At 68.2% G+C, this 12,317-nt stretch carries 9 protein-coding genes; 1 reads left to right on the plus strand and 8 read right to left on the minus strand.

Going from position 1 to position 12,317, the window contains the following annotated elements:
• From zipA to asnB, 7 genes are all read right to left on the minus strand, one after another.
• Positions 1–1,098: a cell division protein ZipA gene (gene zipA / locus QRN34_RS01075; RefSeq protein ID WP_285401229.1), complete on the minus strand. Its 1,098-nt coding sequence runs from the start codon at positions 1,096–1,098 to the stop codon at positions 1–3.
• Between the two features lie 26 nt (positions 1,099–1,124).
• On the minus strand, positions 1,125–4,625 hold the full coding sequence (smc, locus tag QRN34_RS01080; protein WP_285401231.1) for a chromosome segregation protein SMC: 3,501 nt from the start codon (positions 4,623–4,625) through the stop codon (positions 1,125–1,127).
• A 67-nt stretch (positions 4,626–4,692) separates the two neighbouring features.
• Positions 4,693–4,956, minus strand: coding sequence for a BolA family protein (locus QRN34_RS01085; protein ID WP_285401232.1), 264 nt, complete (start codon positions 4,954–4,956; stop codon positions 4,693–4,695).
• On the minus strand, positions 4,953–5,252 hold the full coding sequence (locus tag QRN34_RS01090) for a YciI family protein (RefSeq protein ID WP_036140774.1): 300 nt from the start codon (positions 5,250–5,252) through the stop codon (positions 4,953–4,955). The genes QRN34_RS01085 and QRN34_RS01090 overlap by 4 nt, the downstream gene beginning before the upstream one ends.
• A gap of 25 nt (positions 5,253–5,277) precedes the next feature.
• Positions 5,278–6,804, minus strand: coding sequence for a lysine--tRNA ligase (lysS, locus tag QRN34_RS01095; RefSeq protein ID WP_285401235.1), 1,527 nt, complete (start codon positions 6,802–6,804; stop codon positions 5,278–5,280).
• 55 nt (positions 6,805–6,859) lie between these two features.
• A protein-coding gene (gene prfB, locus QRN34_RS01100; protein ID WP_285401237.1) for a peptide chain release factor 2 occupies positions 6,860–7,985 on the minus strand; the annotation gives its coding sequence in 2 pieces (ribosomal slippage) (positions 6,860–7,909 and positions 7,911–7,985; 1,125 coding nt in all).
• Between the two features lie 276 nt (positions 7,986–8,261).
• The gene (gene asnB / locus QRN34_RS01105) at positions 8,262–9,932 is read right to left on the minus strand and encodes an asparagine synthase B (protein ID WP_285401239.1); all 1,671 of its coding nucleotides are present in this window, start codon (positions 9,930–9,932) and stop codon (positions 8,262–8,264) included.
• A gap of 588 nt (positions 9,933–10,520) precedes the next feature.
• Here asnB and QRN34_RS01110 point away from each other — a divergent pair.
• Positions 10,521–10,958, plus strand: coding sequence for a hypothetical protein (locus QRN34_RS01110; protein WP_285401241.1), 438 nt, complete (start codon positions 10,521–10,523; stop codon positions 10,956–10,958).
• Here QRN34_RS01110 and QRN34_RS01115 read toward each other — a convergent pair.
• Positions 10,922–12,280, minus strand: coding sequence for a formimidoylglutamate deiminase (locus QRN34_RS01115; RefSeq protein WP_285401243.1), 1,359 nt, complete (start codon positions 12,278–12,280; stop codon positions 10,922–10,924). The genes QRN34_RS01110 and QRN34_RS01115 overlap by 37 nt on opposite strands.
• Positions 12,281–12,317: the final 37 nt, after the last annotated feature.

Consider the following 12,317-nt stretch of genomic DNA (forward strand, 5'->3'; position numbering starts at 1 on the left):
TCAGTGCCCGAACTTGATCTCTTCGCCCTCGTGGCCGCGGTCCCAGCCGCGCAGTTCGTCGCGGATGTGCGCAATGCGCTGACGCCCGAGGGCGTTGCGCTCCTCGTCCAGCACCAGGCCGTCGAGCAGTTCGCCCAGGCGCTGCGCCGTGGGCAGCATGGCGTCCCAGGCATCCAGGGCGGGCACCGGACCGGGCAGCGCCATGAAGAACGACAGGCCGGACGTCTGCAACGTGGCGATGCGCGCCATGTCGAAATTGCCAGGCTTGGTCAGGTTGGCCACGCTGAAGATCGGCCCCTGCTCGGGATGGCCGTCCACGAGGCGGTGGTAGATGCCCATGTCGCCGAATTCGAGGCCGGCCTTCTCGGCGGCGACGATCAGGTCGGAACCGTTGAACCGGCTGCCCTCGCGGGCCACCACGTAGAGGCTGACGATGCGCTCCACGGGCGCGTTCGGCGGGCGGCGACCGAGGTCGGAGCGCGGCGGCGTGCGCGGGGGAGCCGGTGCAGGCGCAGGGGCTTGCGGGCGGGGCGGCGGCACCGGTGAGGGCGCAGCGGCGGAGGCGTGCGTGCCACGCGGGTCGTCCAGGTCGAACGGCAGGTCGAGGTCCAGGCGCGGCTCGACGCGCTGCGACTCGTGGCGCGGCGCGGCCGGACGCGGCGGCTCGGCACGGTGCGCATCGCGGGCCGTGAGGTCGTCGGCCAGGGGCGCCGCGGAGGCGGTACGCTCCCCGGCCAGCGAGGCGCCCAGGCGCTCCAGCTCCGCACGCAGGTCCACATCCAGCTCGGTGTGCCGCGGGCGCGGGTTGAACAGTGGATCGTTGGCGTCGTCGACGACCTCGTGGGCGGCATCGCGCGCACTGAAGGAGGCGTGGTCCCGATCGTCGAACTCGTCGCCCTCGTCAACCTCGTCGCCGTCGTTGAACACGGGCTCGCGACGTTCGCGGGCACGCCCGGGCTGCTCGGGCACCGGCTTGCGGCGGCCCTGCTCCTTGCGTGGCTGGCCGAAGAGCCAGAGCAGCACCATCACGACGATGCCGACGAAGAGCATCGGGATGCCCACGGCGGGGTTCCAGGCGAGGCCGATGGCGGGATTCATGGTTCGATTTCCTTGAAGAACGGTACTTAGGCGACGCCGACGAGCTTGGACGCCTCGGCCAGGTCCACCTGGACGAGGCGGGAGACACCCGGCTCGCGCATGGTAACGCCGCACAGCTGATGCGCGGCCTCCATGGTGGCCTTGTTGTGGCTGACGAAAATGAATTGCACCTTCTCGCTCATTTCACGAACCATGGCCGAGAAGCGACCGACGTTGGCTTCGTCCAGCGGCGCGTCCACCTCGTCCAGCAGGCAGAACGGTGCGGGATTGAGACCGAAGATGGCAAACACCAGCGAGACCGCGGTAAGCGCTTTCTCGCCGCCGGACAGCAAGGTGATGTTGGACACGCGCTTGCCGGGGGGGCGGGCCATGATCGACACGCCGGTGTCCAGCAGGTCGTCGCCGGTGAGTTCGAGATACGCGTGGCCGCCGCCGAACAGGCGCGGGAAAAGCTCCTGCACGCCCGCGTTGACCCGGTCGAAGGTTTCCTTGAAACGCTGGCGGGTTTCGCGGTCGATCTTCTTGATCGCGCCTTCCAAAGTTTCCATCGCGCTGGTCAGGTCCAGCAGCTGCGCGTCGAGGTATTCCTTGCGCTGCGACTGCTCGGCGTGCTCCTGGATGGCGGCCAGGTTGACCGGCTCCAGGCGGGCGATCTTGCCGGACAGGTCGACCAGCTGCTGCTGCCAGCGCGCCGGTTCCGCGTCCTCGGGCAATTCGGTGAGCAGGGCATCGAGTTCGAGACCAGAGGCGACGATGGCCTCGGCGAGCTGTTCCGCTCGCAGCTGCAGTGCCTGCGCCGCCAGGCGCTTTTCGGACACGCTTTCGCGCACCTGGCCCAGCACGTGTTCGACGCGCTGGCGCTCCTGCTCGAGGCGGCGGAACTCCGCGTCGCAGTCTTCCAGCGCACGGCGTGCCTCCACCAGCTGGCGATCGACCAACAGGCGCTGGTCGAGGTAGGTCTGCCGCTCGGCTTCCAGCTCCGCGATGGGATCGGAGCCCGCGGCCAGCTGCTGGTCGATTTCGTCCCGCCGGGCCACGACCTGGCGCAGCTGCGTATCCAGGCGGGCCAGCGCCTGCTCCAGCGAGCCGAGGGCGGAGCGCTTGGATTCCATGCTGAGGGCCAGCTGGTGCGACTGGTCGGCGGCTTCGCGCGCGTTGATGCGCGCTTCCTCGCGTGCCTCCAGCAGCTCGCGGCGCTCGTTTTCCAGCCCGCGGCGCTCGTCCTCGCGATCGCCCATGAGGCCCACGGCCTCGTCGAGGCGGGCGCGGGCATCGCGGGTCTGGCCCTGCAGTTCGTCCAGCTGGTCCACGATGACCGATATTTCGCCGCCGACCTTCTCGGCGCGCGCACGGGCCGTCTCCATTTTGCCGCGGTGGCTCTGCAACTGCCCGGCCAGTTCGGACAACCGACGGTGCGCCGCGTAGAGATCGCGCTGCGCGTCGTCGCGCTGGCGCTCGGTCTCGAACTTGCTGGCGCGCAACGCTTCCAGTTGCTCGGTGCGCTCGTCGATCGTGGCCTCGAGGGTTTCGATCTGGCCGGCCAGCTGGCGGATCTCGCGCTCGCGCGCCAGCACGCCCACCTGGTTGCCCTGCGCGCGCAGGATGCGCGCCCAGCCCGGACCCATCCAGGCGCCATCACGGGTGATGACCGACTGGTGCGGCTGCAGCGTGGCCACGCGCGCGGCGGCGGCCTCGGCCGATTCCGCGACCATGACTCGGGCGAGCAAGGCCATGGCGGCCACGGGGCCACGCACGTGCTCGGCCAGCGTGCCGGCCGGCCCGGCGACACCGTCTTCCCGGGCGAACAAGGCGACATCAGCCTGGCCCAGCGCCTCGAATTCGGGCACCAGCGCTTCCGGCGCATCCACCAGCACGCCGTCGAGCAGGCCCGCCAGCACGGTTTCCACGGCCGATTCGTAGCCGGCATCCACCTGCAGCGACTCGCCCAGGCGGCGCGAGCGATCCAGCCCCAGGCGCGCCAGCCAGCCGCTGGCGGCGGTTTCCTCCTGGCCCAGCGCGGCGCTCTGCAGGGCTTCGAGCGAGGCCTGGCGGCCGCGCGCGGTCTGCAACTGCTGACGACCGTCGTTCAGCGCGGTCTGCACCTGGCGCTCTTCGTCCAGCACGCGCTCGTAGACCACCTTGTGCTGGTCGAGCACGCCGCCCAGGTGCTCCACGCGCTCGCGCTGCGTGTCGTGTTCGGTATCGAGCTGTTCCGCCGCGGCGTCGAGGGCAGCGATGTCCGTGGCGCGTTGTTCGGTCTCCAGGGCGTCCTTGCGGCGCGACAGGTCGACCGTCTGCCGGTCGAGGTAGGCGAGCTTGGTCCGCTCCACCTCGGCCGCGCGGCTGGATTCCGATGCGCCGCGGGTATGCGTGTCCCAGCGCTGCTGCCAGTCGGCCAGCTTCGCCTCGGTGGCACGCATGGCGTCGCTCGTTTCATCCTGCATCTGCTGCAGCGATTCGAGCTTCGGCTCGCCCTCGGCCAGCGCCATGCGCAGGGTTTCCACCTGCTCGCGGTCGGCACCGATATGGCCCTGCAGTTCCTCGAATTCGCGCTCGGCATCCGCGCGGGCGCGGGTCAGCCGCTCGCTCAGGTCGCGGTTGTGGCGCACCTGTTGCTCGACGCGGGCGATTTCCGCGCCCACCTTGTACACCTCGGCCTGCACCTGGTTCAGGTGCTCGCTGGCGCCCTGGTGACGCTCGCGCACGCTTTCCATCTGGGCTTCCACCTGGCGCTGCCCGGCCAGGTGCTTCTCGATTTCGAGTTCGGCCTCGCGCAGGCCGGAGCCCTCGCCCTCGTGGCGCCGGTGCAGCGTGCGGTATTCCAGCGCGCGCAGCTCGGCCTCACGGCGGGTGTGTTCTTCCTTGAAGGCCTTCCAGCGCTCGGCCGCGCGGGCCTGCCGGTTCAGGTGGTCCAGCTGCTTGTCGACCTCGTCGCGCACGTCGCGCACGCGGTCGAGGTTCTCGCGCGTGGCCTTGATGCGGCTCTCGGTTTCCTTGCGACGCTCCTTGTACTTGGAGATGCCGGCGGCTTCCTCCAGGTGCGTGCGCAATTCTTCGGGGGCCGCCTCGATGATCTGGCTGATCATGCCCTGCTCGATGATCGAGTAGGACCGCGGGCCCAGGCCGGTACCCAGGAAGAGATCGGTGATGTCGCGCCGGCGGCAGCGCGCGCCATTGAGGTGATAGGACGACTGGCCGTCGCGGCTGACGATGCGCTTGACCGAGATCTCGGCGAAGCTGGCGTACTCGCCCTGGATGGTGCCGTCGCTGTTGTCGAAGATGAGTTCGACCGCAGCCTGGCCGACGGGCTTGCGCGCGCTGGAGCCGGAGAAGATGACGTCGGTGAGCGAGTCGCCGCGCAGGCGGCTTGCCGCGGACTCGCCCATGACCCAGCGGATGGCGTCGATGATGTTGGACTTGCCGCAGCCGTTCGGCCCGACGACGCCGGTCATGTTGGTGGGCAGGTGCAGCGTGGTGGGGTCGACGAACGACTTGAATCCCGCCAGCTTGATCGTGGTCAGACGCATGATGGTTTCCGTGGGGACGCGGCCGCGAGCTCCTACAACCGATAACCGGGAGTGTAGCGACTTTGGCTTATTCGCCGGGGGCCCTGGCCTCGATCGCCAGCGCGTGGATGCCGTCGGGCATCATCTCGGCAAGGGCGGCATAGACCATGCGATGGCGCTGGATGGGGTTGGTGCCGGCAAAGGCCGGGCTGACGATGCGGGCGAAGAAGTGCCCCCTGCCCTCACCCGCGTGCCCGGCGTGCTTGTGGCCCTCGTCGATCACGTCCAGCTCCACCGGGGCCAGCGCCGCGGTCAGCAGGGCCCGGATTCGCTCGACCTTTTCGACCGTCACGGCAGCACGGCGCGGAACGGCCGCACGCTGACATCGCGGTAAACGCCAGCCTCGACGTACGGATCGGCCTTGGCCCAGGCCTCGGCGGCGGCCAGGTCGGTGAACTCCGCCACGATCATGCTGCCGGTGTAGCCGGCCTCGCCCGGGTCGTTCGCGTCGATGGCCGGGAACGGGCCGGCCAGCTTGAGGCGGCCTTCGTCTTTCAGGGCATTCAGGCGTGCAAGGTGCGCCGGGCGCGCGGCAAGGCGCTTTTCCAGCGAATTCGGGTGGTCGAGCGCGACAATGGCGTAGAACATGGGGTGTCTCCGTGGGCGAAGCCGGTCAGGCCTCGGGGCGCATGGTCGGGAACAGCAGCACGTCGCGGATGGACGACGAGCCGGTCAGCAGCATGACGAGGCGATCGATGCCGACGCCGAGGCCACCGGTGGGCGGCAGGCCCACCTCCAGCGCGCGGATGTAGTCGGCATCGTAGTGCATGGCCTCGTCGTCGCCGGCATCCTTGGCGTCCACCTGGGCCTGGAAGCGCGCGGCCTGGTCTTCGGAGTCGTTGAGCTCCGAAAAGCCGTTGGCGATCTCCTTGCCGTTGATGAACAGCTCGAAGCGATCGGTGATGCCCTTGTCGGTATCGCTCTCGCGGGCCAGCGGCGAGACCTCCACCGGGTGGTCGGTGATGAAGGTGGGCTGGATCAGCGTGTGCTCCACGGTGGCCTCGAAGATCTCCAGCAGCAGCTTGCCCCAGCCGTACGACGGCTTCACCTGGATCTTCAGGCGCGCGGCGTGCGCGGCCATGGCGGCGCGGTCGCGCAGGTCGGCCGGCTTGATCTCGGGGTTCAGTTCCAGCACGGCGTCTTCCATGCGCCAGCGGCGGAAGGCCGGGCCCACGTCGACGGAGGCGCCATCCCACTCGATTACCGTGTTGCCGATGACCTCGGTGGCCGCCGTGCGGATCATGCCCTCGGTGAGGTCCATGATCTCGTGGTACGTGGCATACGCCTGGTACAGCTCGAGCATCGTGAACTCGGGGTTGTGCCGCGTGGACACACCCTCGTTGCGGAAATTGCGGTTGATCTCGTAGACGCGGTCGAAGCCGCCGACCACCAGGCGCTTGAGGTACAACTCCGGCGCCACGCGCAGGAACAGCGGGATATCCAGCGCGTTGTGATGCGTGGTGAACGGACGCGCGGTGGCACCGCCCGGGATCACGTGCATCATCGGGGTTTCCACTTCCATGAAGCGGCGCGGTTCGGCTTCCAGCCAGCGGCGCACGTGGCTGATGATCTTCGAGCGCAGCGCGAAGGTGCGGCGCGACTCCTCGGTGACGATCAGGTCCACATAGCGCTGGCGATAGCGCTGCTCCACGTCGGCCAGGCCGTGGTGCTTGTCCGGCAGGCCGCGCAGCGACTTGGTCAGCAGGCGGACGGTCTCGACCTTGATCGACAGCTCGCCGGTCTTGGTCCGCATCAGCACGCCTTCGGCGCCCACGATATCGCCCAGGTCCCAGCGCTTGAAGGTGTTGTAGCCCTCTTCGCCCACGGTGCCCTGGTGGACGAACAGCTGAATGCGGCCGGTGCCGTCCTGCATCTGCACGAAGCTGACCTTGCCCTGCCCACGCATGAGGATGATGCGACCGGCCACGGCGACCCGACGCGGCGCGGCCTCGATGGCTTCGGCCGTCCAGGTGTCCTTGTCGGCGAATTCGTCCTGCAGGTCACCCGCGAAGCTGTCGACCTTGAAGTCGTTGGGATAGGCGATGCCCTGCGCACGCAGCGCTTTCAGTTTCTCGCGGCGCTCGGCGATGAGGCGGTTCTCGTCGCTGCCGGGTGTCTCGTCGCGGGTATCGTCAGTCATGGCTTCGCTGATGGTTACGGAGGAAGACGGGGGCGCCCATGCGCCCCCGGTGGGATCAGGCGTCGATGCGCTTGGAACCGGCTTCGAGGCCGGACTTCAGGCTGGCCTCGACGAATTCGTCGAGGTCGCCATCGAGCACCTTCTGCGTGTCGGAGCGTTCGATGCCCGTGCGCAGGTCCTTGATGCGGGACTGGTCGAGCACGTAGTTGCGGATCTGGCTGCCCCAGCCGATGTCGGACTTGGTGGCTTCCAGGGCGTCCTTCTCCGCGTTGCGCTTCTGCACTTCCAGCTCGTACAGCTTGGCTTTCAGCATCTTCATCGCGCGGTCGCGGTTGGCATGCTGGCTGCGCTCGGTCTGGCAGGCCACGACCGTGTTGGTCGGCACGTGGGTGATACGCACCGCCGACTCGGTCTTGTTGACGTGCTGGCCGCCGGCGCCCGACGACCGGTAGACGTCCGTACGCAGGTCGGCCGGATTGATGTCGATCTCGATGTTGTCGTCGACTTCCGGCGAGACGAATACCGAGGTGAAGCTGGTATGCCGGCGGTTGTCGGAGTCGAACGGACTCTTGCGGACCAGGCGGTGCACGCCGATCTCGGTCTTGAGCCAGCCGTAGGCGTAGTCGCCCTCGACCCGGAAGGTGGCGGACTTGATGCCCGCGACTTCACCCGCGCTGACTTCCATCATCTCGGTCTTCCAGCCACGCGACTCCGCCCAGCGCAGGTACATGCGCAGGAGGATTTCCGCCCAGTCCTGGGCCTCGGTACCGCCGGCGCCGGCCTGGACATCGACGAAGGCCGCCGCCGAGTCGAGCTCGCCGGAGAACATGCGCTGGAATTCGAGCTTGCCCACGCGGGCGTCGACTTTCTTCAGGTCGTCGACGATGGACTGCACCGTGGCCTCGTCGCCATCGGCGGCGGCCATCTCGAGCAATTCGTTGGAGTCGTCGAGCGAGCCGGACATCTCTTCGATGCCGGTGACGATGCCGTCGAGCTGGGCGCGTTCGCGGCCGAGCTCCTGTGCGCGCTTGGGATCATCCCAGATCTTGGGATTTTCCAGCTCGCGGTTGACTTCTTCTAGGCGTTCTTTCTTGACAGCGTAGTCAAAGATACCCCCTAAGCGACTCGACGCGGCCCTTGAGGTCCGCGATCTGCGCAAGGATCGGATTGGTCTCGATCATGGTGTGTCTGGCCTGGCTGATCCGGCGCGGAGGGCGCCGGCTAAAGCGACCAATCCTAGCAAATAAGGAGGTGTAGGAGCGCACGCACGTGCGCGAAGGGTTGCCCCGGACCCTCCAGGCTAAGGAAATGTAGGAGCGCACGCAGGTGCGCGAAGGGGGTCCCGGACCCTCCAGGTACGCGCCAGCCTGCAGGGCCGGCCTCAAAATATGTCGCGCACGTGCGTGCGCTCCTACACACCCCCGCCCCGGGTTGGCGGCCAGGGGTGGCCGGGTGGCTCAGGCCGGCAGCGACTCCCGGTGCACGCCGCGAACGGCCCGGCCCGAGGGATCGGCGGCGGCGGCGAAGGCCGGGTCCCAGGCCAGGGCGGCCGGGGACGAACAGGCGATGGACTTGCCGCCGGGCACCGTGGCGGCGCAGGCCTCGCCCGGGAAATGCGTCTCGAAGATGCTCCGGTAGAAGAATGCCTCCTTGGTGGCCGGGGTGTTGGTGGGGAAACGGGACGCGGCGGCGGCGAACTCGCGATCGGAGACCATGGCCTCCGCGTGGGCTTTCAGTCCGTCGATCCAGCCGTAGCCGACGCCGTCGCTGAATTGCTCCTTCTGGCGCCACAGGATGGTGTCGGGCAATGCGCCCTCGAACGCCTCGCGCAGCAGGCCTTTCTCGATGCCCTTGCGGGCGACCATCTTGGCCTCGGCGTCGATCGACATCGCCGTGTCCAGGAACGCCACGTCGAGGAACGGCACGCGTGCCTCGACGCCCCAGGCCGACATGGATTTGTTCGCGCGCAGGCAGTCGTAATAGTGCAAGGCATCCAGCTTGCGCACGGTTTCCTCGTGGAAGGCACGGGCCGACGGCGCCTTGTGGAAATACAGGTAGCCGCCGAAGATCTCGTCCGCGCCTTCGCCGGAGAGCACCATCTTCACGCCCATCGCCTTGATCCGGCGGGCCAGCAGGAACATCGGCGTGGAGGCTCGGATGGTGGTGACGTCGTAGGTCTCGATATGCCGGATGACTTCGGGCAGCGCGTCCAGGCCCTCCTCGAAGGTGTAACGGAACCCGTGGTGGACCGTGCCCAGCGCCTCGGCGGCGACCTCAGCCGCCTTCAGGTCCGGCGAGCCTTCCAGGCCGATGGCGAACGAGTGCAGGCGCGGCCACCAGGCTTCGCCACGGTCGTCTTCCTCGATGCGCCGGCGCGCGAAGCCCGCCGCCACCGCGGCCACCAAGGAGGAGTCCAGCCCGCCGGACAGCAGTACGCCGTAGGGCACGTCGGTCATCATCTGGCGGTGCACCGCCGCCTCGAACGCGGCACGCAGGTCTTTCGGCGTGATCGTCCTGCCGGCGGTGGCATCGTAGTCGCGCCATGCGGGAGTCCAGTAGCTCACCGCCTCCCCGGTCTCGCTGTCGTAGACATGGCCGGGAGGAAACGGCGCCACATCCGCACACACGCCCACCAGCGACTTCATCTCGGAGGCGACGCACAGGCGCCCGGCACGATCGTGTCCCCAATACAGCGGACAGACACCGACAGGATCACGCGCGACGATCAGCCGCTTGCGCCCCGCATCCCACAGGGCGAAGGCGAAGATGCCGTTGAGCTTGCCCAGGAAATCGGCGCCGTGCTCGCGGTACAGCGCGTTGATGACCTCGCAATCCGAGCCGGTGGTGAAGGGGTAATCGCTGGCGGCGCGCAGTTCGCGATGGTTGTAGATCTCGCCGTTGACGGCCAGGGCCAGGTCGCCCTCGGGGGACCGCAGCGGTTGCGCGCCGCTGGCCGGATCGACGATGGCCAGTCGCTCATGCACGAGGATGGCGCCCTCGTCGACATAGACCCCGCTCCAGTCCGGCCCGCGATGGCGCTGGCGTTGCGAAAGCGCCATGGCCTCGCGGCGCAGCGCGACAAGGTCGTCACCGGCCTGCAGGCCGAACATCCCGAAGATCGAACACATGGTGTTGCTCCTGACTGGCAAGGTTTAAGACATGGTTGGGAAGAACGAACACGGACGGCGGAACATCTACGGACGGACAGAACGAAAAAAGGCCCGCCTGGTGAGGGCGGGCCTTCGATGTATTCGGTGGTTTCAGTTGCAACCGCCTACACGCCGACCCTCCCGAGGTTCCGGGCATTATTGGTATTGGCGTTATCGGCGGCGAAGCGGCTCATGCCCCGAATAAACCACGATCCCCGCCGCATTGCAACAACCCGTAACCGCCGCGCTCAACGCCGACGCACGCCTGACACGCGCATCTACAACGCGCACCCACCACGCGCCTCTACAACGCGTCTCTACAACGCGCCTCTACAACGCGCCTCTACAACGCGCCTCTACAACGCGCAGGTAGGAGCGCACGATGTGCGCGAAAAGCCAAAAAAGCGAAGAAGCGGAATATCCCCATCGTGCAGATCGTGCAGATTGTGCGTCGAGGCGCGCCGATCGCATGTCGATCGCGTGCCGACGCGTCCCGATCGCGCACATCGTGCGCTCCTACGACAGATGTGCGGGTATGGTTGGACGTCCGCAAAAACAGGTCTTCCCATGCTTAACCTGCTGGCCCTCGCCCTGCTCTCCACCGCCCCCCAGCCCGCGGCCGCGCCGGCGTGGCTGCTCGGCGACTGGGAGCCCTACAGCAACGCCTTCACCGGCCTGCGGCTACTGAGTGTGGGCAAGAACGCGCTCAGCTGGCACGGGTGTACCGGCGCGCGCTTCGCGGTGATCGAGAGCAAGGACGACCGGCTGACCTTGCGCCTGGCCGGGGACAGCACCTGCCGGCTCGACGACGAGCCGCCTTCGCGGATGGACACGGTGCGCTTCACGCTGCGCGAGAACCGTTGCGACCTGGCCGTGTCCATCTACGCCTCGCCCGAGGCGGCCGCGAAAGACCAACCGTCGGCCGAAGGCCTCTACGGCCGGCTGAAATGCCCGTCAGGGCCGGTCCCTCACGCGGCGGCCAGCCTCTCGACGACACCACGGTAAGCCTCCGCCGCCCGCGCCTCGGCCACGTGCGTGAAGTCGCGCACGCGCCAGTGGCCACCGACCATGACGTCGCGCACCAGCGGCGTGTTGCCGGCGAACAGGAAACTGTCGATCACGTCGGCTTCGCCGCGGGCCGCCAGCAGCGGCGAGGTATCGTCCAGCACGAGCAGGTCGGCGCGCGAGCCGCGCGTCAGCCGGCCAACGTTCACTGCGGCCGACTGCGCGCCGCCGTCCAGCGCGCGCTGCCACAACACCGTGCCCACGCTTTCTTCCGGACGACGGGCGGCGACGTTGCGATGCCGTGTGACGAGGCGCTGGCCGTATTCCAGCCAGCGCAGTTCTTCCACTGGCGAGACCGAGATGTGCGAATCCGAGCCGATGCCCAGCGTGCCACCCGCATCGATGAAGGCCCCCAGGGGGAACACGCCATCGCCCAGGTTGGCCTCGGTGGTGGGGCACAGGCCGGCGACCGCGCCGGTCTTCGCCAGGCGGTCCGTCTCGTGCGGGGTGAGGTGCGTGGCGTGGACCAGCGTCCACCGCGCATCCACCTCGGCATGATCGAGCAACCACTCGACGGGGCGTGCCCCCCGTGCCGCGAGGCAATCCTGCACCTCGCCGATCTGCTCGGCGATGTGGATATGGATGGGCATGTCGCGGCATACGCCGGTGGCCAGCAAGGCCCGCATCGCATCCTCGGGTACGGCCCGCAGCGAATGCAGAGCCACGCCGATCCGCAGCATGTCGTCCTGCAACGGCGCCAGGCGTTCCAGCAGGGCGACGTACTGGCCGACGTCATGACGGAAACGCTGCTGGCGCTCGTTGAGGGCACGGCCGTCGAAACCGCCGGTCATGTACAGCACGGGCAGCAGTGTCAGGCCGATGCCGGCATCGCGAGCCGCCTCGATGAGCGCCAGCGACATCGCTGCGGGGTCGGCGTAGGGCACGCCGCGCGGGCCGTGGTGCAGGTAGTGGAACTCGCAGACCTGGGTATAGCCGGCCTTTACCATCTCGACGTAGACCTGGGTCGCGATGGCCTTCATGTCGTCGGGATCGATCGCCTCGGCGAAGGCGTACATCGTCTCGCGCCAGGTCCAGAAGCTGTCCTCGCCCGGGCCACGCCGCTCGGCCAGGCCGGCCATCGCCCGCTGGAAGGCATGCGAGTGCAGGTTGGGCATGCCGGGGAGCACGAAACGGCCGACGCGCTCCCGCGGGCCGGCCGTTTCGTCGGCGAAGCGCCCGTTTGCCACGGCGATGCCGTCGCCTCCCGCGCGCCATGCGCGGTCGTGCCAGAAGTAGTCGGCGGCAAGCGTGGCGTGCGACATGGCGGCAATCCTCGAAAGATGTCCCGTCATGGTATAT

The sequence above is a fragment of the Luteibacter sp. ME-Dv--P-043b genome (assembly GCF_030209605.1).
GTDB lineage: Bacteria > Pseudomonadota > Gammaproteobacteria > Xanthomonadales > Rhodanobacteraceae > Luteibacter.

Coding starts and splice junctions, on each gene's coding strand:
- QRN34_RS01090 (WP_036140774.1), bottom strand. CDS start 5,252: ATGTTCTACGCCATTGTCGCGCTCGACCACCCGAATTCGCTGGAAAAG.
- smc (WP_285401231.1), bottom strand. CDS start 4,625: ATGCGTCTGACCACGATCAAGCTGGCGGGATTCAAGTCGTTCGTCGAC.
- QRN34_RS01115 (WP_285401243.1), bottom strand. CDS start 12,280: ATGTCGCACGCCACGCTTGCCGCCGACTACTTCTGGCACGACCGCGCA.
- QRN34_RS01110 (WP_285401241.1), top strand. CDS start 10,521: ATGCTTAACCTGCTGGCCCTCGCCCTGCTCTCCACCGCCCCCCAGCCC.
- lysS (WP_285401235.1), bottom strand. CDS start 6,804: ATGACTGACGATACCCGCGACGAGACACCCGGCAGCGACGAGAACCGC.
- asnB (WP_285401239.1), bottom strand. CDS start 9,932: ATGTGTTCGATCTTCGGGATGTTCGGCCTGCAGGCCGGTGACGACCTT.
- zipA (WP_285401229.1), bottom strand. CDS start 1,098: ATGAATCCCGCCATCGGCCTCGCCTGGAACCCCGCCGTGGGCATCCCG.